The sequence below is a fragment of the Gluconobacter cadivus genome (assembly GCF_015244745.1).
GTDB classification, from domain to species: Bacteria; Pseudomonadota; Alphaproteobacteria; order Acetobacterales; family Acetobacteraceae; genus Gluconobacter; species Gluconobacter cadivus.
Map to the genome: position 1 here is coordinate 484,962 of NZ_JABCQI010000002.1, position 21,565 is coordinate 506,526.

23 protein-coding genes and 2 tRNA genes are annotated in these 21,565 nt (G+C 58.0%); 14 read left to right on the forward strand and 11 right to left on the reverse strand.

Features of this window, described 5'->3' with window-relative positions; all coding sequences use genetic code 11:
- Nucleotides 1-29 precede the first annotated feature (29 nt).
- From hemJ to hemE, 3 genes are read right to left on the reverse strand one after another with little or no spacing between them, the layout of a single operon-like run.
- On the reverse strand, nucleotides 30-476 hold the full coding sequence (gene hemJ, locus HKD28_RS05070; protein WP_194260998.1) for a protoporphyrinogen oxidase HemJ: 447 nt from the start codon (nucleotides 474-476) through the stop codon (nucleotides 30-32).
- Nucleotides 473-1,177, reverse strand: coding sequence for an HAD family hydrolase (locus tag HKD28_RS05075; RefSeq protein WP_194267363.1), 705 nt, complete (start codon nucleotides 1,175-1,177; stop codon nucleotides 473-475). The genes hemJ and HKD28_RS05075 overlap by 4 nt, the downstream gene beginning before the upstream one ends.
- Nucleotides 1,174-2,235: a uroporphyrinogen decarboxylase gene (gene hemE / locus HKD28_RS05080; RefSeq protein WP_194260996.1), complete on the reverse strand. Its 1,062-nt coding sequence runs from the start codon at nucleotides 2,233-2,235 to the stop codon at nucleotides 1,174-1,176. The genes HKD28_RS05075 and hemE overlap by 4 nt, the downstream gene beginning before the upstream one ends.
- Before the next feature lie 353 nt (nucleotides 2,236-2,588).
- Here hemE and HKD28_RS05085 point away from each other — a divergent pair, with 353 nt between their 5' ends.
- The 5 genes from HKD28_RS05085 to galE all read left to right on the forward strand — a co-directional run bounded on the left by HKD28_RS05085 (nucleotide 2,589) and on the right by galE (nucleotide 6,278).
- Nucleotides 2,589-3,200: a Maf family protein gene (locus HKD28_RS05085; protein WP_194267364.1), complete on the forward strand. Its 612-nt coding sequence runs from the start codon at nucleotides 2,589-2,591 to the stop codon at nucleotides 3,198-3,200.
- A 103-nt stretch (nucleotides 3,201-3,303) separates the two neighbouring features.
- Nucleotides 3,304-3,379, forward strand: a tRNA-Ala gene (locus HKD28_RS05090).
- A gap of 57 nt (nucleotides 3,380-3,436) precedes the next feature.
- Nucleotides 3,437-4,651, forward strand: a complete 1,215-nt coding sequence (locus HKD28_RS05095) for an AGE family epimerase/isomerase (protein ID WP_235993306.1) — start codon at nucleotides 3,437-3,439, stop codon at nucleotides 4,649-4,651.
- A gap of 111 nt (nucleotides 4,652-4,762) precedes the next feature.
- Nucleotides 4,763-5,200, forward strand: a complete 438-nt coding sequence (locus tag HKD28_RS05100; RefSeq protein ID WP_194267365.1) for a DUF2501 domain-containing protein — start codon at nucleotides 4,763-4,765, stop codon at nucleotides 5,198-5,200.
- 88 nt (nucleotides 5,201-5,288) lie between these two features.
- Nucleotides 5,289-6,278, forward strand: coding sequence for a UDP-glucose 4-epimerase GalE (gene galE / locus HKD28_RS05105; RefSeq protein ID WP_062032730.1), 990 nt, complete (start codon nucleotides 5,289-5,291; stop codon nucleotides 6,276-6,278).
- A gap of 9 nt (nucleotides 6,279-6,287) precedes the next feature.
- Here the strand turns inward: galE and HKD28_RS05110 are convergent, their stop codons facing one another.
- The gene (locus HKD28_RS05110; RefSeq protein ID WP_194267366.1) at nucleotides 6,288-6,764 is read right to left on the reverse strand and encodes a YbaK/EbsC family protein; all 477 of its coding nucleotides are present in this window, start codon (nucleotides 6,762-6,764) and stop codon (nucleotides 6,288-6,290) included.
- 106 nt (nucleotides 6,765-6,870) lie between these two features.
- On the opposite strand from HKD28_RS05110, the gene HKD28_RS05115 reads away from it, so the two are divergent.
- The 4 genes from HKD28_RS05115 (at nucleotide 6,871) to HKD28_RS05130 (ending at nucleotide 9,698) form a co-directional block, all read left to right on the forward strand.
- Nucleotides 6,871-7,278 carry a lytic transglycosylase domain-containing protein gene (locus HKD28_RS05115; RefSeq protein ID WP_194260992.1) on the forward strand — a complete coding sequence of 136 codons (408 nt, stop codon included), beginning with the start codon at nucleotides 6,871-6,873 and terminating at the stop codon, nucleotides 7,276-7,278.
- Nucleotides 7,279-7,353: 75 nt separating this feature from the next.
- On the forward strand, nucleotides 7,354-8,229 hold the full coding sequence (locus HKD28_RS05120) for a metal ABC transporter solute-binding protein, Zn/Mn family (protein WP_235993307.1): 876 nt from the start codon (nucleotides 7,354-7,356) through the stop codon (nucleotides 8,227-8,229).
- On the forward strand, nucleotides 8,216-8,905 hold the full coding sequence (locus HKD28_RS05125) for an ATP-binding cassette domain-containing protein (RefSeq protein WP_194267367.1): 690 nt from the start codon (nucleotides 8,216-8,218) through the stop codon (nucleotides 8,903-8,905). Before HKD28_RS05120 ends, HKD28_RS05125 begins: the two co-directional genes overlap by 14 nt.
- Entirely contained in the window at nucleotides 8,892-9,698 is an 807-nt protein-coding gene (locus tag HKD28_RS05130; protein ID WP_194267368.1) for a metal ABC transporter permease, read from the forward strand. Before HKD28_RS05125 ends, HKD28_RS05130 begins: the two co-directional genes overlap by 14 nt.
- On the opposite strand, the gene HKD28_RS15895 is transcribed toward HKD28_RS05130, so the two are convergent.
- Nucleotides 9,685-9,813, reverse strand: coding sequence for a hypothetical protein (locus tag HKD28_RS15895; protein WP_264815894.1), 129 nt, complete (start codon nucleotides 9,811-9,813; stop codon nucleotides 9,685-9,687). The genes HKD28_RS05130 and HKD28_RS15895 overlap by 14 nt on opposite strands.
- Nucleotides 9,814-9,933: 120 nt before the next feature.
- Here HKD28_RS15895 and HKD28_RS05135 point away from each other — a divergent pair, with 120 nt between their 5' ends.
- The 3 genes from HKD28_RS05135 (at nucleotide 9,934) to HKD28_RS05145 (ending at nucleotide 13,693) form a co-directional block, all read left to right on the forward strand.
- Nucleotides 9,934-11,418, forward strand: coding sequence for a sugar porter family MFS transporter (locus HKD28_RS05135; protein WP_194267369.1), 1,485 nt, complete (start codon nucleotides 9,934-9,936; stop codon nucleotides 11,416-11,418).
- A 35-nt stretch (nucleotides 11,419-11,453) separates the two neighbouring features.
- Nucleotides 11,454-11,912, forward strand: coding sequence for an HIT family protein (locus HKD28_RS05140; RefSeq protein WP_194267370.1), 459 nt, complete (start codon nucleotides 11,454-11,456; stop codon nucleotides 11,910-11,912).
- A gap of 173 nt (nucleotides 11,913-12,085) precedes the next feature.
- The gene (locus HKD28_RS05145) at nucleotides 12,086-13,693 is read left to right on the forward strand and encodes a hypothetical protein (protein ID WP_194267371.1); all 1,608 of its coding nucleotides are present in this window, start codon (nucleotides 12,086-12,088) and stop codon (nucleotides 13,691-13,693) included.
- Nucleotides 13,694-13,795: 102 nt separating this feature from the next.
- On the opposite strand, the gene HKD28_RS05150 is transcribed toward HKD28_RS05145, so the two are convergent.
- The 5 genes from HKD28_RS05150 to rfbB form a co-directional block, all read right to left on the reverse strand.
- Nucleotides 13,796-14,746 carry a glycosyltransferase family 2 protein gene (locus HKD28_RS05150; RefSeq protein ID WP_194267372.1) on the reverse strand — a complete coding sequence of 317 codons (951 nt, stop codon included), beginning with the start codon at nucleotides 14,744-14,746 and terminating at the stop codon, nucleotides 13,796-13,798.
- 108 nt (nucleotides 14,747-14,854) lie between these two features.
- Nucleotides 14,855-15,745 carry a dTDP-4-dehydrorhamnose reductase gene (gene rfbD, locus HKD28_RS05155; protein WP_194267373.1) on the reverse strand — a complete coding sequence of 297 codons (891 nt, stop codon included), beginning with the start codon at nucleotides 15,743-15,745 and terminating at the stop codon, nucleotides 14,855-14,857.
- An 8-nt stretch (nucleotides 15,746-15,753) separates the two neighbouring features.
- Nucleotides 15,754-16,317 carry a dTDP-4-dehydrorhamnose 3,5-epimerase gene (rfbC, locus tag HKD28_RS05160; RefSeq protein WP_194260985.1) on the reverse strand — a complete coding sequence of 188 codons (564 nt, stop codon included), beginning with the start codon at nucleotides 16,315-16,317 and terminating at the stop codon, nucleotides 15,754-15,756.
- Nucleotides 16,318-16,398: 81 nt separating this feature from the next.
- A complete protein-coding gene (rfbA, locus tag HKD28_RS05165) occupies nucleotides 16,399-17,265 on the reverse strand; it encodes a glucose-1-phosphate thymidylyltransferase RfbA (protein ID WP_194267485.1) in 867 nt (288 codons plus the stop codon).
- Nucleotides 17,266-17,285: 20 nt separating this feature from the next.
- Nucleotides 17,286-18,341: a dTDP-glucose 4,6-dehydratase gene (gene rfbB, locus HKD28_RS05170; RefSeq protein WP_194260984.1), complete on the reverse strand. Its 1,056-nt coding sequence runs from the start codon at nucleotides 18,339-18,341 to the stop codon at nucleotides 17,286-17,288.
- Between the two features lie 197 nt (nucleotides 18,342-18,538).
- Here rfbB and HKD28_RS05175 point away from each other — a divergent pair, with 197 nt between their 5' ends.
- Nucleotides 18,539-20,587, forward strand: coding sequence for a hypothetical protein (locus HKD28_RS05175; RefSeq protein ID WP_194267374.1), 2,049 nt, complete (start codon nucleotides 18,539-18,541; stop codon nucleotides 20,585-20,587).
- On the forward strand, nucleotides 20,584-21,270 hold the full coding sequence (locus HKD28_RS05180; RefSeq protein ID WP_194267375.1) for a histidine phosphatase family protein: 687 nt from the start codon (nucleotides 20,584-20,586) through the stop codon (nucleotides 21,268-21,270). The genes HKD28_RS05175 and HKD28_RS05180 overlap by 4 nt, the downstream gene beginning before the upstream one ends.
- A 110-nt stretch (nucleotides 21,271-21,380) precedes the next feature.
- Here the strand turns inward: HKD28_RS05180 and HKD28_RS05185 are convergent.
- A tRNA-Lys gene (locus HKD28_RS05185) sits at nucleotides 21,381-21,456 on the reverse strand.
- Nucleotides 21,457-21,565 lie beyond the last annotated feature (109 nt).

Genomic DNA, 21,565 nt, shown 5'->3' on the forward strand with positions numbered 1-21,565 from the left:
TCACCAAAAACTTTTATTCGGGATCTTTCTCAGGGGCGGACGATGATCATGATGACGATGACCATCATCAGGATGGTTGGGACTTCGTTGGCGATCCGGTAGAATTTTTCCGGGTGCTGGTTGCGGTCTTCAGCGAAACCGCGACGCCATGTGCCGCAGGCACCGTGGAATCCGGCGAGACCGAAGACGCAGATCAGCTTTGTCCACCACCATCCTGCGTTCCAGTCGATCAGTCCGGGAATGGAGGCAAGGGCGCCGCCTGCGAGGAATGTCACGATCATGGCGGGCGTCATAATCTGGCGCAGGAGTTTGCGCTCCATGACCTTGAACCGCTCGCTCTCGGCAGACCCCGGTACCACCTGACAGTGATAGACATACAGGCGTGGGAGATAGAACGTCCCGGCCATCCAGGCGATGAACGCCATGATGTGTAGGGACAGTATCCAGCTCTGATAGGTCGCGAGAAAGTCGGTCATGCGTGTGTCTGGCTTTCAAGCGTCCGGCGCAACAGCGGTACCAACTCGTCCAGATGGGCGATGCGGACCGAGCCTTCGACGGGCCAGAAGGGCGGTGCGGGCATGTCTTCCGGGCGAAGAAGCACACAGGCCATGCCCGCCTTCCAGGCAGCTTCTGCTCCAGTATCGCTGTCTTCGATCACGACACAGCTTTCTGGCAGGACGCCCTCTACTTTTGCCGCGTACAGATAGACGTCCGGGGCGGGCTTGGGGCAGCCCATATCGTTGGCGGAGTGGACGCGGTTTTCGGGAAAATACTGCGACATTCCGGTTTTTTCGAACTTGGCTTCCATCTCTCGGACGGAAGAATTCGATCCGACGCGAACCGGCAGTCCCAAAGACCGTACGCCTGCCAGCATTTCGGGCGCTCCGCCTACAGGTTCTGCGATTTTCTGCATCATCTGTACGAGATTTTCGCGCAGCATGACTGCCGTTTCTGCCGGAAGGGCATGACCAATTTCGTGTTCGAGTTCGGTTACGATCTGCGGCAGGGCCATGCCTGCGAAACGCTGATGCGCCTCTTCGTCGGAAATAGACAGGCCCTTGGATCGGGCGAATTCCGCCGTGGCCCGGCAGGACGGGCCTTCGCTGTCCACGAGCACGCCGTCACAGTCGAAGATGACCAGTTTCAGCTGGCCTGCTGGATCCAGAGCGGTTGTCATACGGACCGTACCGCCTCGACGAGGGCTGCCACGTTTTCAGGGGGCGTATGCTGCATGACGCCGTGTCCGAGGTTAAAAACATGGGGTTTTCCGCGCATGGCGTCGCGGATGGCCTGGGCTTCACGGATCATTGTCTCACCGCCGGAGAACAGGATCATCGGGTCCATGTTGCCCTGAAGGGTGAGGCCCGGAACGGCTTCGGACAGCAGTTCGGAAATCTGGGCCGGGTCGGCGACCGTGTCGAGCGCCAGCGTGTTGATGCCGGTTTTCTGCGCGTATTCGCGGACCATGATGCCGCCGAGGCGCGGAAAGCCGATCAGCGGGGTGTTGGGGTGACGGGCGCGGATGTACGCGACGATCTGGCGCGTCGGTTCGATCACGTAGCGGCGGAATGCTGAAGGGGGCAGGATTCCGGCCCAGGAATCGAACAGCATCACGGCTTCCGCACCGGCTTCGATCTGGCCGCAGAGCATCTCGGCGGTACTCGAAGTCAGGGTGTCGATCAGGCGATCGAACAGGGCCGGGTTGGTCTGCATCATGCGGCGGGTTTCAGCGAAATCCCGCGATCCACCGCCCTCGACCATGTAGCAGGCGACCGTAAACGGGCTGCCTGCGAAGCCCAGAAGGGTTGTGACGTCAGGAAGCTCTTTGGCGAGGCGGGACAAGGTCTCGCGCACGGGTGCGACGGCGTCCTGTACGCGCTTGGGATCGAGCCGGGCGAGATCAGCTTCGGAGCGGATGGCGCCGAGGACCGGGCCGCGGCCTTCGATGAAGTCCAGAGACTGACCCATGGCCCAAGGCAGGATCAGGATGTCGGAAAACAGGATCGCGCCGTCCATGCCGTAGCGGCGGATCGGCTGGATCGTCAGCTCGGTGGCCATGTCCGGAGTCATGCACCGGGTCAGGAAGTCGGCCTTGTCGCGCATGGCGCGGAATTCGGGGAGATAGCGGCCTGCCTGACGCATGAGCCAGACCGGAGGCGGCCAGACGGCTTCACCACGGAGAGCCCGCAAAAGCGGTTTTGATGAGGGTGAGGAAGATGCGTTTTCCGAAATCATGCCGCCCACTAATCATAAAAGAAAAAAGAAAGAAATGCTGGAGGTTAAGATGATCCCTGTGGATACCGGGGTACCCGGCTTTCTGAAAATGTACCCCGTCTTGTTCACACTGTGTACAACTCTGAAGGCCGCAGTCTGCAAGGGAGTCGTTGATTCTATCCCGAATTGCCCACAGAGAGGCTGTGTACAACCCCCAGTTCCGGCTGGTGTACCGTACAATCCACGGTACTCGGTACTCCTTTCGGGAGGGCAGGTACTATCCCCATGTACCCCAGTACTGACGCAATGCCTTCACAGGGTTTCTTGCAGTACTCGTCCTTCTTTCCGCAGTCGATAGTACGGAGTCGTACATCATGATGTCTTTCAGTACTTCCCTGATTCTTGCCAGCGGGTCGTCAGCCCGGCGTATGTTGCTCGAAAATGCAGGTCTGACGATGCAGGCCAGACCGGTCGATCTCGATGAGGAAGCGCTGCGGCGATCCTGCGAGGCGCAGGGACAGACGCTTTCGGAAACGGCGATCGCTCTGGCAGATGCAAAAGCCAATCTCGCGACACGGGATGTGGGCTTCGAGGATCTGACTGTGGCTGCGGACCAGATTCTCGATCTGGACGGGGTGGCCTTTGCCAAGCCGGGCTCTGTGGCGGAGGCAGGAGAGCATCTGCGTCGGCTGCGCGGGCGGACGCATGTTCTGCGCACGGCGGTGGTTCTCTATAAGGGGGGCGAGAAAATCTGGGAGCATCTGGCATCGCCGCGTTTGACGATGCGGAAGTTCTCGGAGGCGTTTCTTGAGGCCTATCTGGAGCGGGAAGGGGCTGCCATCTTGTCCTGTGTGGGCGCGTATCGGCTGGAAGGCACCGGAATACAGCTTTTTTCAGCTGTCGAAGGGGCACAGGATGCCGTTCTGGGGCTGCCGCTGCTTCCGTTATTGGAGGAACTGCGGAGGCTGAAGGCGATTTCTGCGTGAAAACTGCTGTCGAAATCTGTTTTTCAGGCTTGTCAGGGCGAAATCATGACGATATACCGCCCTCATCCGGCTCCGTCCCAAAGGGGCCGCAGATGAAACATGTGGGGCCATAGCTCAGTTGGGAGAGCGCCTGAATGGCATTCAGGAGGTCGTCGGTTCGATCCCGATTGGCTCCACCAGTTTCCTTCTCTCCTAAAAATATGAAATTTCCGGTCCGGCTCTGCTGTGGTTGATCTATGTCTGTTGACGCGGACGTTCAGCTCTCATACGGCAGTCAAATGCAGACCGGAACGCCTCACACCTCTTTGCCGACCCTCATGAATGCTGAGCAGCAGGCCCCTTGGGGCAGCTGGCTGACGCGGACGGTATTGCCGTTCTGGAGCGATGTGGGGTTTGATCGCACACGCGGTCTGTATCACGAGCGTCTGACATTTTCCGGAGAGTCTCTGGTTCTGGAAGCGTCGCGGCTCATGGTGCAGGCGCGGCAGATTTCGACATTCTGTCGGGCGGCGCTGGACGGGCTGCATGAGGCGTCCGGTCAGGCGCTGATGTGTCTGGAAAAGGTCGAGCGGCTTTATCGCCATCGGGATGGGCAGGCGGGGTGGATCTTTTCCGTTGCGCCGGACGGAACGCCGGTCGGGACGAAACGGGATCTGTATGCGCATGCCTTCATTCTGTTTGCCTATGGCTGGGCGTATCGCCTGAGTGGCAATCCGGATTTTCTGGCAGTGGCGCGGCAGACGGTGCTGGAACTGCATCAGATTTTCCGGGCGGAGCATGGCGGGTTTCTGGACGAGGTGCCGCTGACGGGAGCGGTCCGGCATCAGAATCCACATATGCATCTGCTTGAGGCGTTTCTGGTGCTGTTCGAGGTTTCGGGAGACAGCTTTTATCTGGACGAGGCGCGCTCTCTGGTGCGTCTGGCGCTGGGGAAATTTATCCAGCCCGGATCGGGGGCGCTTCTTGAAGATTTCATGACAGACTGGCGTCCGGCGGCTCCTGTGGGGAGCAACCGGGTAGAACCGGGGCATCTCTTTGAATGGGCTTGGCTGCTGGGAGAGTATCTGCGTCTTGAGCCGGGAACGCCGGATGCTGGGGCGATTGGCCGGGCGGCGGACGGGTTGTTCGCGTTCGGAATAGCGCATGGCGTGGCGCATGATGCAGGGCGCGCCGTCGTGCGCGATGCCATTACGGAAGGAGGGCAGACCGTTGAAAATGCAACGCGGATCTGGCCGCAGACCGAGCTTTGCCGCCTGCTGGTCTGTCGGAATGAGAGGCCGGATATTCTGCGGGGGCTGACGGAACATTTCTTTGGAACGTTTAGTCCCGATCAGAAGAGCGCTTTGTGGGTGGATCGCTTCGACGCCTTTGGAAACGTGACAGTCTCGGACGTTCCGGCCAGTTCGCTCTACCATATTTATGGTGCGGCGCGGGAGTTCTGCGGACGTTAGACGGGTGAACCCGCTGCCATCCTATGTTAGCGTCACTTTCGGTAAACATGTCGGCAGCGACGGTGACTTCTGACAGGTGCTGCCCTGAGCGTCTTCTGAAGGAGAAATAGGATGCGTTACTCGAACGGTCTCTTCGCGGGTCTTGTGGTCGCTGCTCTTGTTGCGTCCTCGGCACATGCCCAGTCCATTCCGGGTGTTGGCAGTGCGGGCAATGCCATGAGCGGCATGTCGGGCATGAGTGGCATGACCGGGGGCACCGGCATCATGGGCAGCATGCTGCCGAACGTGTCTTCCGCCAGCACGGGCAATGTTGCGGGTGTTCTGAGCTATTGTGTGCAGAACAACTATCTGAGTGGCAGCAGCGCCACTTCAGCCCTGAGCAGCCTGACGGGCAAGCAGGGCGTGACGTCCTCCAGCGATTATGCCGCCGGACAGCAGGGGCAGCTTCTGACGGGGGGTAGCAATCCGCTGTCGCTGTCGAGCCTCAAGGGGCAGATGAAGCAGAAGCTGTGCAGCATGATCCTCAGCCGCGCCCAGAATCTTCTCTGACCTGTTCTGGTCTTCTCTTACTTGAGCCGGCCCGTCATGGATCAGTCATGGCGGGCCGGGTATTTCTGGAAAAAGGACAACTGGATCAGTGAAGTATCTCGTTACGGGCGGGGCCGGGTTTGTCGGAAGTCATCTGGCACAGGCTTTGGTGGATGGCGGACATGAGGTTGTTGTTCTCGACAATCTGAGCACGGGCCATCGGGCCGCCGTGCCGCAGGGCGCGCAGTTTATTCATGTCGATCTGGCTGATGCGGAGGCGACGGACCGCGCGGTGGCTTCGGGGCAGTGGGATGCGGTTCTGCATTTCGCGGCGCTGTCGCTTGTGGGCGAAAGCATGAGCCAGCCTTTCCTTTATTTGCGCCGGAATTACATCACGGCTCTGAACCTGATCGAGGCCTGCACGCGGCATGGCGTAAAGCGCTTTGTGTTCTCTTCGACGGCGGCGCTGTTTGGTGGTGATGACCGTCCGCCGCTGATTTCGGCGGATGCGCCGGTTGACCCGGGGTCGCCTTATGGTGAGAGCAAATATCTGATCGAGCGGGCGCTGGTCTGGGCGGACCGGATCTGCGGCATGAAGAGCGCGTGCCTGCGTTATTTCAATGCGGCTGGTGCGGATGCACAGGGACGTCTGGGTGAGGATCACCGGCCGGAGACGCATCTCATTCCGTTGACGATCGACGCGGCGCTGGGACGTCGGGCCGGGCTGAAGCTGTTCGGGAATGACTATCCGACGCGCGATGGCACCTGTGTGCGCGACTATATCCATGTGACGGATCTGGCCGATGCGCATATCCGCGCCATGGGGCAGCTCGATGAGCGGTCCGTGACGTATAATCTGGGCAATGGTCTGGGCTTTACCAATCTGGAAGTCGTCCAGAGTGTCGAGCGTGTCAGCGGTCGGAAAGTGCCTTGGGAATGGGCGCCGCGCCGTGGGGGAGATCCGGCGGTTCTGGTGGCGGATTCTTCGCAGATCCGCAAGGAAACGGGCTGGGACCCGAAGTTCAGTCAGCTTGATGATATCGTCGAGACGGCCCTGCGCTGGCGTGTGGACCATCCGGACGGATATGGCGCCGCTTAAAGCGGCCCTTTAAAGCGGTTTGACCAGATCGGCCACGAGGCCACCAGTGGCGGTCAGGGCATCCTGCGGGGATAACGCGATCAGGAGGCCCTGGCTTCCGCCGTTGATGACGACGGGCGGACCGTCCATGCCGCATTGCTCAAAGGCTGTGGGGACGGCGCTGCGTTGTCCGAAGGGGCTCACGCCGCCGATGCGGTAGCCGGTGCGCTGTTCGGCGTCGGGGCGGGAGAGCATCTTGGCTTTCCGGCCTCCGAAGGCCTGTGCCACGCGGATAAAATCCAGTTCCCGGTCTGCGGGCAGCACCACGCAGGCGGGGCGTCCGTCAATCTGGACCATCAGGGTCTTGAGGACGTGATCCGGCGACAGGCCCAGCGCTGCTGCGGCGGCCACGCCGAGTTTCCCTGCTGAGGGGTCATAGTCATAGACATGGCGTTCATAGGAAATGCCGAGAGCGTCCAGTGTCAGGGTCGCGGATGTGTCCTGCACGTGTCCTCCTGTCCTTTGCGGTCATCACGAGGGGGTCAGGATGGCAGGCGGGCGCGTCCGATGCTAGGGTCCGGGGCATGATTCACCCTGTGGTCCTTTCATAATCATGGCTGGCGGTCTGCTGGCTTGCATGTTGGCTTCGGCTTTGCATTACCATCTGCCGCCGCGCATCCTGCCTGCAATCCAGCGGGTCGAGGGCGGGACGATGGGGCATGTCAGCACCAATACGGACGGTTCGGTGGATATTGGGCTCATGCAGATCAATTCGCGCTGGATTTTGCCGATTGCATCCATGACCCATCAGCCGGTGTCGCAGGTTGCGGCGCGTCTGGCGCTGGAGCCGTGTTTTAATATCGCGGCGGCGGCGATGATCCTGCGCAGGGCGCTGAATGAGGAGCATGGCAATCTGATGAAGGCGATCGGGGATTACCATTCCCGCACGCTGCCGCTCAATCTGGATTACCAGCGCAAGGTTGTGGCCGCGGCGGCGGCACTTTATCTGCGTCAGGGATAAGACGATCCGGTGAGGATGGTCAGGCGATAAATGTTACTTTATAACACCTGAGCCTTGACCCCTGCCCTGAGGACCATGATGCGTTTTTTTCCAGCTTTGTTGCTGGCTGCACTGATTTCAGGATCTGTAGCCGTCGCTCAGGCCGAGCCGTCGCAGGCCCCCGTGCGTGTGGTGTGCGTTGAAGCAGCCTGGTGCGATGTGGTGGCGCAGATCGGGGGGGCGGATGTGCAGACGCAGGCCCTTCTGGCGACACCGGGAATCGATCCGCATGATTTGACGCCCTCGCCCTCCATGGCACGCGCCATGGCAGGGGCGACCATCGCGGTCGTGAATGGGGCGACCTATGACGACTGGGCGCTTCCCTTTACGGCTTCCGTGCCGGAGCGGATCGTGGTGGCATCTCTGGCGGGGTGGCGGCCCGGCGATAATCCGCATCTCTTTCTCGATCCGGCGGCGGTGGGGAAAGTCGCACAGGTCTTTGCGGACAGGCTGTCGCATCAGCCGGGAATTTCCGCACCAGCCGTGGCGGAGAGGCTGGCGATATTCCGGAAGGAACTGGACGGCGTGACGGATCGTCTGGCGGCGATGAAGGCGCGTCATGAGGCCGTGCCTGTGGCGGCGGTGGAGCCGGTTGGGGAAACGTTGCTTCGGGATGCGGGGCTGGCTGTGCTGGATGAGAATTTTGCGCTTGCGATCATGAACCATGCGGAGCCGTCTCCGCGCGATGTGGCGCAGGTCGATATGTTGATTGACGGGCGTAAGGTGCGGATGCTGATGACCAATCCGGCGATTCATTCGCCGCAGATCGACCGGTTGGTGGATCGTGCGCAGGCTGTGGGCTTGCCGGTCGTGGCGATTGGGGAGACTTTGCCACCAGGCCAGTCCTGGCAGGGCTGGGTTCATGGCATTCTTCAGACGGTGGAGCAGGCGCTGGGTGATGGCGGAAAATAAGCGGGTCTGCTGTCAGCCGGAGCGCGGGCTGGTTCTGCGGGACGTGACGCTGACGGCAGGATCGACCTGTGTGTTGCGGGATGCGTCCCTGACGGTGCCGCTTTCGGGCATGACGCTTCTGTCCGGGCGGAACGGGGCGGGGAAGTCCACGCTTCTGCGGGCGATGCTGGGGCTGATCCCGCTTCAGGCGGGCGAAATTCTCACGCATGGTTTGCCGCCGACGCAGGCTCGGCAGCATATCGGTTACATGCCGCAGAGTGTGACTGATGCGGCGTTGCTGCTTCCGGCGGTCAGTCATGTTCGGGCGGCGGTGGACGGTGTGCGTTGGGGACTCCCGTTGCGTCTGCGGGCTCGGCGGGAGGAATCAGACCGGCTTCTGGCGCTGACGGGGGCTTCGGCGTTTGCGCATCGTCCGCTGGGGCTGCTGTCCGGCGGGGAGCGGCAGCGGGTCGGGCTGGCGCAGGCTCTGGCGGGCAGTCCGGATCTGCTGCTGTTGGATGAGCCGCTGGCGGCGCTCGATCAGGCGGGGCAGGAGCGGACGGTGCGTCTGTTGCGGGATCTGACGGAGCGTCTGGGGATCGGGATTGTTCTGACGTCTCATGAAACCGAGGTTCTGTCCGGGGTTGTGACGCGGGTTGTGCAGCTTGCGGACGGGGGGCTGCATGTTCGAGTTTGATTTCATGCGCCATGCCTTTGTGGGCGCGGCGGTTGTTTCTGTTCTGGCGGGAACGGTGGGCTGGTTCCTGATGCTGCGGCGTCAGGCGTTTGCGGCCCATGCGCTGTCGCATATCGGATTTAGTGGGGCAGCCGGGGCGGTTTGGCTTGGCTTTCCGCCGCTTTCGGGGATGGTGGCGTTCAGTCTGATGGCGGGGTTCGTCATCGGGGCTGAGCGCGAAGGGGAGCGCGGTGTTCCCGCCCAGCGCGACAGCACGATCGGGCTTGTGCTCGCGGCCAGTCTGGGGCTTGGGGCGTGGTTCCTGCACATGAGCAACCGGGGCTCCAGCCTTGCGACTACGCTGCTGTTCGGTGACGTTCTGGGCATTGACGTGCCGACGCTGGAGGCGTTGTGCGGGGTGGCCGTGCTGTGTCTGGGGCTGCTGGCGTTTCTGGGGCGCAGGCTGCTGTTTGCCAGTCTGGCGCCGGAAGTGGCGCGGGCGCGGGGTGTTCCGGCGCGGCTGGTGTCTGTGGTGTTCATGGCCGTGGCGGCGCTGGCCTGTGCGGCCTGTGCGGAAGTGGCCGGGGCGCTTCTGGCGTTCAGCCTGATGATTGGCCCTGCCGCGACGACGCTGAAGCTGGGGCTGGGACCGCTCGCCGGGATTGCTGTTTCGGTCGGACTGGCGCTGGGGTTGTCGTGGGGTGGACTGATGCTGTCCTGGGTGACGGATGCGCCGGTTCCGTTCTGGATCGGGCTTGGGGCTGCCCTGTCCTATGCGCTGGCCGACCTGTGGCGGCGGTTCAGAAGTCCGTAGCGCTCGTCAGCTTGAAATGCACCAGAGCGATGAATGCAACCAACATCACATGCATGATGATCAGCGCTTTCGTGCCAATAACGGGAACATCGTTGGTTGTATCGGGTGTCTGCATGACGTGTATCCTGAAGGGGTTATGAGGCGACAGTCAATCCTGAATGTATTTTGAGTGTATTTTTCGGCTGTTTTCTGCCGAACCTGAAAAACCAATCGTTTCGTGATATGTTATCCCCCTATGGAAAACGATACGAAAACAGTCCGAACCGGACGGGAGCATATTGATCCCGCGTCCATCGAAGTTTCTCCCAATGCCAAGCTGATGCTGATTCTGGCGGCTGTGGTCGCTGCGATCTGCGGCGGTTTGTATGGCTATGACACCGGCATCATCTCGGGCACGCTGCCTCTGATCGGGGATGATTTCCATCTGAATGCCACCATGAAGGAATGGGTGGCTTCTGCGATCCTTCTGGGGGCGATTTTCGGGGCCTTTGGTGCAGGAAGTCTGTCGGAGAAGTTCGGACGGCGGAACACCACCTGTCTGGTCAGTGGCGTGTTCGTGGCGGGAGCGACGGCCTGCTCGCTGGCGCCGGATGTCTGGAGCCTGATTGCGGCACGGTTTGTGCTGGGGCTGGCGGTTGGCGGTTCGACGCAGGTCGTGCCGATGTATATTTCCGAACTGGCGCCGCAAGAACGTCGCGGCACGCTGGTGACGCTGTTCAATGTGGCGATTGGTCTGGGCATTCTGATCGCCAACATCATTGGCTTTACCCAGCGTGTGGCCTGGGGCTGGCGCCCCATGGTGGGTATTGCGGCCATTCCGGCGGCGATCGTGTTTGTTTCCATGTTCTTCATGCCCAAAAGCCCGCGCTGGGCAGCTGAAAATGAAGGCATGAAGAGTGCCATCATCCAGCTTGGGCGCATCCGCACGACCAAGCGGGCCATCCGCCGGGAAGTCCAGACCATCCGCGAGAACGCGGAAGGGATCGAGCCGCAGAACCGGGGTTGGCGCGGTCTGTTCCAGCCGTGGGTTCGTCCTGCGCTTGTAGCGGCGCTTGGTGTTGCGTTCTTTACGCAGTGCGGCGGGCTGGAGATGATGATCTACTATACTCCGACCTTCCTGAATGATGCGGGTTTCGGCACGTCTTCCGCCCTTCTGGCGTCATTGGGTGTTGCGGTGATTTACTGCATCATGACGTTTCTGGGCTGCATGTTCGTGGATCGGATCGGGCGTCGTCGTCTGATGCTCATTATGGGGCCGGGGGCTGCGCTGTCGCTCGTTGGGCTTGGCGTGATGTTCCTGAGCCATCCGGCTCCGGGCAGCACGGGGGCCTATCTGATCGTTGTGTTCCTGCTACTGTTCATGATGTTCAATTCCGGCGGGATTCAGGTGTGTGGCTGGCTGCTGGGGGCGGAAATGTTCCCGCTGTCGATGCGTGGACAGGCGACATCGCTTCATGCCGCGACGCTGTGGGGGGCTGATCTTCTGGTGACCAGCACGGCGCTGAGCATGGCGGAAGCCATCGGGCTGAGCTGGACGATGTGGTTCTATGCGTTCGTCAATATTGCTTCCGTAGTCTTCGTGTTCTTCTTCGTGCCGGAGACAGCGGGTGCGTCTCTGGAAGACATTGAAGAAGCGCTGGTTGAAAAGCGCTTCCGCCCCACGCGTGGGAATACACGGATCGTGCAGAGCGAAGACGAGGACGTCGAAGCCGCTGCATGATACGCTTTCCCCTTCACGCAGAAGGGGAACCGACCATGACGGATGTTATCGCACAGAGGGTTGCTGCCGCACGACGTGGCAGCAACTCTTCTGTTATCGGGCGGATGAAATCGGGCTGGCTGATGATCGGAGAGACGCAGCCTCTGCCGGGATATTGTCAACTCTTGGCCGACCCGGTTGTGCCGACGATCAATGACCTGCACGGCGAGGCACGGGCACAGTATCTGGCCGACATGGCGGCGGTCGGGGATGCGCTGCTGGCGGTCACTGGCGCGGTGAGGATCAATTATGAGACGTGGTGCAATCTGGCGCCGTCCCTGCATACCCATATCGTGCCGCGCTATGCGTCCGAAGATCCCGAAAAAGCTACGCGCCCGGCGGGGACGGTCTATGATTACGACGCCGCGCGTCCGTCCAGCCTGGAGCAAGATGGTGCGTTCATGGAGGCCATGCGCCGGTTTTTATTTCTGGCTCAGGATGTAATAAACCTATGATCGTATCCGCTGAAAACACGTAAAGTTTTCTTTGTTGAGATAGTGAATCCAGGGGTTATTTTCTTGTTTTCTCAAGAAATGGTTATCTTTTCCAAGGCGATTGTTGGAGTAGATTTGCATACAGGTTTGATCTATTTAATAAAAACCACGCCGATTTTTTGAAGAAAGTTATTATGGCATATTATATAAAATCAGCAGAAGATGAATTCGTTATTAGATGCAACGAAGAATTTTCAAAAAATAAAAATCCAAAAAATCCGTTGCGTAAAATAATAATGCTTAAATTTAAGAAATTTCCGGCTTTAGGAATTATTTTTTCTCTGGAAAATTTTGATCCTGATATTGGAATTGAAAGTTTTACTAAATGTTTTAAGAAAATTATTTCCATAGATGAAGCGTATTTAAGAGAAAGTATTGGAATAAATTTTTTAGAAACAGGAACTTATCTAAGATGTATACCGTCCAGTGAGACTGTTGATGATTTGGGGTTTCATTATTTAGGATGGGAAGAATTGAATGAATTATATTTTGATGAAAATAAATCTGATGAAAATATTAAATTAGTTTGTGAAGAAATTATAAAAGCATCTCACTTAGATGGAGATATTATTTTAAATTCAAATTTGGGTTGGGCAAGCTTTGTAAAGGATTTGTATATAATAAAGAATTTTATCAATTTAAACTTAGATATTGATCCAGTTATTATAAAAAAATACAAGGTAAAGAATGAAAATTATCTAAACATTATAAAGAAGAATATAGGGAATTCAATAAAAGAAGCTGTTTTTTTCTTAAAAAATCAAAAATCAGATAGTTTTGACATTGTTCCTGATCTTGGTATTGGAATTCTCTCCGCTTCTTTAAGAAATTATATTGAAAGAGACAGAAATTCTCAAGTATTTGAGACAACTCCTATTGAAATCCCAGTGGGATTTATGTCCGCACATAAAGATGCGGTGATGGGGAGAAAGGGTCATGCTTTTTTGACCGGTGGTTCAAATAATTTGATTGAACAATATGATAATAAAAATGAAAAGGATCTGACGTCAGAAGCATGGTACTCCCTATTAAAAATAAGAAATAAAAAATTAAGTAGTTTGAATTCAAAATTTATTCAAATAATAATACCAGAAAAAATATCTGTTTACCCTGATTTATTTCCGTTTGAAATTAGAACTCCAACAAATAATTTGTTTGAATTAGAAAAAAAACTTCATGAAGATGATTTTTACACGTCTATTTTGAGTGTCTTTTCTAGAAAAGACTTAAAAAATAAGGAAAATTTATATAAAAAGCTTGATACGCACCTTCAGCCAAGAGGAAGTTATGAGATATTCTCACACATATTGGGATTAATTTTTAATTTTATTTCTGAAGAAAAAGAATTTAATAAAGAAATGATTTTAAAAGGGGATTTGAGTGATCGAATTTTAGGTAATTTCATTTACGATAAATTCTATGAGACTGAAAATGATGAATTTATGTCTGACAGGATTAATGTGGAAACTTTCCATGGCGTTCCTGGAAAGCATACAGGGCAATATTCAGTCTGGAACAATCCATCAGCGCCCGTAAAAAAGAAAGTAATTGCTTTTGGAAATTCTTTTTTTGGAAACTGTCTTGACCAGGGATGTCTTGGGTGGTGGTTTTCCAACTATTTAGAAAATTTTTATTGCGTCTGGTCATCAAATATTGATTTTGATCTTGTGGAAAAAGAGAAGCCCGATCTGGTTATCTGTCAGACGGCTGAAAGATTTATGAATATAGTCCCACAATATTAAAGTTAATCAAGATTTTATCTGGGAATATTACGGTCATTCCAGCCTCTCTCGGCTGAGAGCGTAGAAAATCTTATTGTCGTGTTGGTTGAGTTTCAATCATTCCTAGTCTGCAAATAGATACCAGAGCCGGAAGACAACATTCTCGGAAAATCTCTGGCGTTTGAGGTTCTGGTATCTGAACAGCAGGCTCAGGCGCGCAGGGAATGTTTGTGCCGCCGCGAGGTCCTGCAGAAGACGCAGGGCTGGGGGAGACAGGTTTTCTGGCTGGCTCAGCAGATGTGTCACGTTAGTGTGGAAGATCGTCATGAAGGCCTTGGGGCCGCGCCGGCAGGCTGCCACGGCACGTCTGATGAAGGAGCCGGTTGCACCGACCGTATTCTGGGCGTGCTGCCGGTAGTAGCTGACGCAACGGTTGTCGAAAATGATCTCGCCGCCTGCGGCGGCTGTCAGGAGATAGGCCCACCAGTCATGTAGGATCGACGGCGGCGGAGGGTTGTTTCGCAGCAGCCTGTGTGCTGCGGCGTTCAGCAGAACCGTATGCCCTGTTGCGATGTTCTGTGTCAGGGCGGCCGGGAAGTCGGGTTTGCGTCGCAGGGTCGGGGATTTCTGGAGAATGGTGAGATTGGCATTCGTCAGATATTGCCGGGCACAATACAGGAGTGGTGTTCCGTTCGGGTGTCGGCGGGCCGCGCCTTCGATTTCTTTCACGGCCCATTCGAGTTTCTGGTGTTCCCAGATGTCGTCCTGATCGGCGAAGGCGACATAAGGTGTGTCTGCCACGATGTCGAGCAGATGGGCATAGGACCCGGCGACACCAAGGCGCTCATGCCGGTTTGCGATCTCGACGCATCGTCCCTGTCCGGGGCCTTCTGCAAAAGCGCGCATCTGGTTTTTGGAGCCGTCAGTGGAGGCATCGTCGCGCCAGTACAGGGTCCAGTCCGTATGAGTCTGGGCCAGGATGCTGGCGAGTTGCGCGTCCAGATAAGCGGCACCGTTATATAATGACAGGAGGATGGCGACGTGGCGGGAAGGTTCGGCCCTTTTCTGTGTCATGTTTCGGCACCCGGGCTTAAGGCCGAAAGATGGAGAAAGGGAATCATTCGAACGCAACGCCAGAGAGAGACAGGCAGTTGCCCCCTGCCTGGAGAGGGCAATAGTCGGTCAGGCTTCAGAAAACAGCTTGTGAACGATACGCGTCACGCTGTCGCGCCAGTCTGGCATCTTTACGCCGAAAACGCGATGGAGCTTGTTATTGTCCATCCGGGAGTCCTGCGGACGCTTGGCTGGGGTAGGCCATTCTTCGGTGCGGATGGCGTTGACCTGCGGCATGGTCTGGCCATGTTTCGCAGCTTCTTCCAGAGCAGCGACGGCAAGGCCGTACCATGTGGTTTCGCCGGAGCCGCTGGCATGGAAAATGCCCCTGTACTGCGGTTTCCAGCCGTCCCGCTCGATCAGGGCGATGATGGCGAGAATGGCTTCGGCCAGATCGTCTGAACTGGTCGGATTGCCGCTCTGGTCTCCCACGACCTTGAGCACGGGGTTTTTGGCGCCTGCATTGATCATGGTGCGGACGAAATTTTTACCATGGGCCGAATAGACCCATGACGTGCGCAGGATGATGCTTTTGATGTTCGCGGTCAGGACGGCCTGTTCGCCTTCGGCTTTGGTGCTGCCGTAGACGGTCTCGGGAGAGGTAGCGTCGTCTTCGGTATAAGGCGCGCCCTTGTCGCCGGAGAAAACATAGTCCGTCGAGACGTGGATGAACGGAATGTCTGCCTGTGCACAGGCAGCAGCGAGTGCCGCCGGGCCGGAATTATTGGCGCGGGCAGCGCCCTCTTTTTCCGTTTCGGCCAGATCGACAGCCGTCCAGGCGGCAGCGTTCACGACGACGGAAGGTTTGTATTTTTCAACTGCGGCGGGGATCGTTTCCGGGTGGTCGAAATCAAATTCCGGCCGTCCGATACGGATGACGCGGTCATTGCCGAGCGTCTGAAGGGATGTGGCAAGCTGACCGTTGCCGCCCGTGACGAGAATGGGACCTGTACCTGACATGGTCATGCTCACTTTTCGTACTGGAACCAGCCTTTGGATTCCGAGAAATGCGGTGCGACCAGATCCTTGTCGGACAGGACGGCATCAGCTTCGGAAACGGGCCAGTCGATCTTCAGTTCCGGGCAGTTCCAGATGACCGCGCGTTCTGATGCCTTGCTGTAGAGCGCGGTGCATTTGTACTGGACTTCGGTATTTTCCTCGAGTGTCACGAAACCGTGCAGGAAGCCAGGCGGCACCCAGAGCTGGGACCAGTTTTCTGCGGACAGTTCAGCGGCTGCCCATTGGCCGTAGGTTGGCGATCCTGTGCGGACATCGACGGCGACGTCCCAGATGGCGCCGCGTGTGACGCGCACCAGTTTACCCTGCGCATAGGGGGCCAACTGGCAGTGCAGGCCGCGGACGACGCCTTTCTGGCGCGACAGGCTCTGATTGTCCTGAACGAAGGGCAGGGTGATGCCGGCGTCGTTCATGCGATCAACATTATAGGTCTCGGAGAAGAAGCCGCGATTGTCACCAAAACGGGGAGGCGTAACGAGAATGACCTCTGGAATGGAAAGACGTTCGACCTTCATGCTGAAATCCTGCCGTGAAAATTTCTTATAAAAAATGGTTCCGGTTGCGTATTTCAGCAGACCGGAACCCTGAAAACAAAATCAGCTGTCAGCCAGTTCCAGAAGCAGGCGGCCGAGTTCGGTCTTGCCCATGTTCTTCGCATGCTCGCGAAGCTGGTCGGCATTGATGAATTTGTTGCGGAAGGCGACTTCGGCGGGAGAGCCGACCAGCATGCCCTGACGGGACTGGATGGTCTGCACGAAGGTTCCGGCCTGCATCAGGCTGTCGGGCATACCGGCGTCGAGCCAGGCACAGCCGCGGCCCAGACGGTCCACCTGAAGGGTGCCTTCTTCGAGATACATGCTGTTGAGGTCGGTGATTTCCAGTTCGCCCCGGGGGCTGGGCTTCACTTTTTTGGCGAAGTCCACGACGCGGTGATCGTAGAAATACAGCCCCGTGATGGCCCAGTTGGAGTCCGGATTGGTCGGCTTTTCCTCGACCTTGAGGGCGAGGCCGCTCTCGTCGAAGGAGACCACGCCGTAGCGCTCCGGATCGCGGACCTGATAGGCGAAGACGGTGGCACCTTCGGGGCGGTTGGAGGCTGCGCGCAGCAGGACGCCGAGATGTTCGGAGAAAATCAGGTTATCGCCCAGCGCCAGCGCGCAGGGTGCACCCTGAATCCAGTCTTCGGCGATCAGGAAGGCCTGTGCCAGACCGTCCGGGGAGGGCTGGACGCGATATTCGAAAGTCACGCCGAACTGCGAGCCGTCCCCTAGAAGACGCTGGAACTGGGGCATGTCATGGGGCGTCGTGATGATCATGATGTCCCGGATTCCCGCCAGCATCAGCGTGGAAAGGGGATAGTAGATCATCGGTTTGTCATAGACCGGCAGCAGCTGCTTGGAGGCTGCCATCGTCATCGGATACAGGCGTGTGCCCGAACCGCCGGCGAGGATGATGCCCTTCATGGGCTTGGTCTCGATGGTGCTCACTTGCTGGCTCCCAGTCTCTGGCCTGTGTAGCGCTTGGAGCGGATACCTTCCCACCAGGCGCGGTTGTCGAGATACCACTGGACCGTCTTGCGGATGCCGCTTTCGAAATCGTGCGTCGCTTTCCAGTCGAGTTCCTTCTCGGCGTGGGACGGGTCGATTTCGTAGCGGAAATCATGGCCGGGGCGGTCGGTGACGAAGCGGATCAGGCGTTCGCGCGGGCCAGCCGGGTCCGGCTGAAGCTCATCGAGGATGGCGCAGATCTTCTTGACGACTTCAAGATTCGTGCGGGGCTGGCGGGCGCCGATGGCATAGGTTTCGCCCGGTTTGCCGGTTTCGACCGCCTTGACCAGAGCTTCGGCGTGGTCTTCGACGAACAGCCAGTCACGGACGTTTTCGCCTTTGCCGTAAACCGGAAGGTCGCGGCCTTCGATCGCATTGATCGTGACCAGCGGGATTAGCTTTTCCGGGAAATGCCAGATGCCGTAGTTGTTGGTGGTGTTGGTGACGAAGGTCGGCAGGCCGTAGGTATGAAACCAGGCACGGACCAGATGGTCGGACGACGCCTTGGAGGCCGAATACGGGCTGCGGGGATCGTAGGGGGTTGTTTCGGTAAACGGCGGATCGTTCGGCTCCAGATGGCCGAAGACTTCGTCCGTGGAAATATGATGAAAGCGGAAGGCCTTCTTTTCAGCGTCTCCCAGCGTGTTCCAGTATTTGCGGGCCGCTTCGAGGAGGGAGTAGGTGCCGACGACGTTCGTCTGGATAAAAATGCCGGGGCCGTCGATTGAGCGGTCCACATGGCTTTCCGCCGCGAGATGCATGACGGCGTCGGGGCGATATTCCTCGAACAGGCGCTGCATTTCCACACCGTTCACGATGTTCGCACGCGCATGGGAGTAGCGGGGGTCGCCTGCGACTTCGCTGATGGTGTCTTCCGAGGCTGCATAAGTCATGCAGTCAACATTCAGGACCGAGTGGTCCGTGTTCCGGATCAGATGGCGTATAACGGCCGATCCTATGAAGCCGCAACCGCCTGTCAGCAAAATCCGCATTTGAACCTCTTGGTTAAAATCAGGGTCTGGACCCCTGCAGAGTCATTTGATCTTACAGTGTTGTTGGAACAGCGCAAATAACGCTGCGGGAGCTTCTGTAAAATCATGAAGATGATTTTCACGGACTGTTTTCGCCTCTCGCGCTGGCCGGGCTGATGGGCTAATCCCACAGTCGTGCGGAGGCAGGAGAGGCAGGCATGCTGGCTGATACTTTGACACGCTCTTTGACGGATGTTCTGGAGCGGCCCGATCTGCGGGTGATTGCGGATGGGCTGGTGCCGATTCTGGATGTGTCACTGCCGCTTCCGTTCCGGATCGAGGGAGAGCTGGTGCCGGGGCAGGCTTTCTGCCTGCATACGGCGACGCTCAAGCTCGGCGGACTATGTCTTGAGGCCCCGCGCCTTGCGCCGACTTTTCTGCGGCATGCCATTGAACTTATGCGGTTGCTGGAGCCGGGCGCCAATCCGTTTCTGGCCAGCTTTGCCGCGGCGCGTGTGGCGGCGTTGTTTCATGCGTTGGATACTGGTGATGTTGCGCCGCTTCCGGCCTGGTTGGCCGTGTTTGCGGGCGACGTGCCTGACGCTCCGGCCTTGTTGCAGAGTTGGGAGACGCTGAGTGCGTTTCTGCCGGATCTGCCGCCTTTCACACAATCTGAAGCCGAGCGTCTGCAAGGGGTTCTGACCCGGTTGTGGCCCGTTCTGGCACCCGCCGAGAGCCTGATGAGCGGGGGCGGGGATTCCCGGCTGGCCGTTGATCCGCATACCGGGCTCAACCGGTATTCCAGCTCCCATCGTCCTCGGCCCTGGGCGATCACTTTTGGGTCATCGACGGCGTCTTCGCTGTCCGAACGCGGTTTTGGAGGGGCTGAATCCGCTCGACGCACCATGATGAGTGCTCTGCTTGCCAAGCAGGACCCGGATCTGGTTCAGGAAGGTGTCGTGCGCCGGGCCCGTGCGGCGATCGGGGCTCATTATGGTCTGCCGGAAGATGCGGTTCTGCTGTCGGCATCCGGGACGGACTGTGAACTGGCGGTTCTGGCGCTTGTGGCGGCGGGAACGCAGCGTCCGGTGACGTCCATTCTTCTGGCCCCGGATGAAACGGGCAGCGGGGTGCCGCTGGCGGCTTGCGGTCGGCATTTTGCGACGGACAGTGCCTGTTCCACGCTGGTGGGCAAAGGCGAGGTGATCGAAGGGTTTTCTCCGGAGACGCGGCTGATTGGTGTTGATATTCGTGCGGCTGATGGCACGGCGCGGCCTGTTGCGGAGATCAATGCGCAATGTGCGGCTCTTGTGCGACGCGAAGCGGCTGAAGGGCGTCATGTGCTGCTGCATCGGCTGGATCAGTCCAAGACCGGGCTTGCGGCACCGGACATGGATCTTGTCTGGGAATTGTGTACCGAGCTGGGCGATAAGCTCAGCGTCGTTATCGATGTCTGTCAGGCGCGACTGAGTCCGTCGCGGGTGGCGGGCTGGGTGGAGCGGGGAATCATCGTCATGGTGACCGGCTCCAAGTTCTTTACGGGCCCACCTTTCTGTGGGGCCATTCTTCTCCCTCCTGAAATTCGCAACCGTTTACCGTCCCTGTCGCTTCCGAAGGGATTGCGGGCCTATGGCAACCGCGATGAGTGGCCGGAAGGCGCGGATGCGTCGGCGCTCAATAACGGTCACAATATCGGGCTGGCCCTGCGCTGGTATGCGGCGCTGGCCGAAATGGACGCGCTTTTTGCGCTACCCGATCCGGTCATTCGCAGTCGTCTGACGCGGTTCATGACGGAGGCCGTTGCCATGGTGCGGGCCCGTCCTGTCCTGACTATGCTGCCCATGGGGACGCCTTTTGATGACGGGCGCTGGGATGCGGTTCCGACCATCCTGTCGTTTCTGGTGGAGGACCCTCATGCACCCGGCCAGCCTCTTGCGCTGGAAGATGCGCGACGGCTGCATCGCTGGCTGAATGCAGATCTGTCGCCCTGGGTGGCGGAAGGGGAGGGCAGTCTGCTCTGTGTTCTGGGGCAGCCCGTTCCAGTGCCGCATCCGATGCTGGATGGACCGGCGGGCGCGCTGCGTCTGTGTGCGGGGGCGCGGCTGGTTTCGGGTGAGCCGTCGCATGAAGGGCTGGACGAGGAGCGCCGCTTACAGCGCGAATGCATGGATGCGCGCCGGGTGCTCGGAAAACTGGAACTGATCCTGAAACACTGGGATGTTCTGCTGGACGCGAACCCCGTCCCCCGTTACGCCCCATTAGCATGACCCAGACAGATAAAGCGGTCCCGCACGGGCATTTTCTCGATACGCCGGAACTGCCGAAGGGCGTGACCCGGTTCTGGATGATTCGCCACGCGGTCGTGGAAGCCAGTGCGCGCAAGACGATGTATGGGGCGCTCGATGTGCCGCTGTGCCGAGAAGCGATGGCAAGCCAGCAGGGCGGCTATGCCACGCTGGCGCGACGTCTGCCGACTGAGGCATTGTGGTACAGTTCGCCGCTCCAGCGCGCGCGCGACACGGCGGGCGAAATCCGTAAGGCGGGGGCGTTTTCGCAGGATGTGACGATTGACGGCCGTTTCATCGAACAGTCGATCGGGGAATGGCATGGAACTCCGCATACGGAGTTCATGTCCCTGCTGCGACTGCCACCCAATCCGTTCTGGTCCATTTCTGCCTGTGAATTGCCGCCGGGCGGGGAGAGCATGCTGGATGTCTGTGCACGTGTTGCGCATGGTCTGGAGGATCTGGCGAATGCGCATGAAGGCGAGGACATGGTTGTCGTCAGTCATGGCGGGGCTATCCGTGCAGCTTTGGCACATGCTCTGGGCGTGCATCCCGATACGGCGCTGCGGTTTTCGATCCAGAATCTGTCCATTACCATTCTGGAGCGTATCGACTGCCTGTGGCGTGTCGTGACGGTTAACGAACTGCCAGATTTCCGGGGCTAAACTTGCGCGGCAGTCTCTGGATTTCAGGGGCTGCCGAAAAGCACGAAAAGAGCCTTGGCGGGCTTTGGAAATTCAATATGAAATTTCTGGAAAATAACCGGAGACGGGCATGGTGGGCACACAAGGGCTCGAACCTTGGACCCGCTGATTAAGAGTCAGCTGCTCTACCAACTGAGCTATGTGCCCATGGCCCGTCTACCGGTGGAGCGGCTTATAGCGGGATTCGGTGGGAAGCTGCAAGAGGTTTTTCTTCTTTTCTTCGCGGCTGGTCTGAAAAAGAAGAAAAACCTTGTTT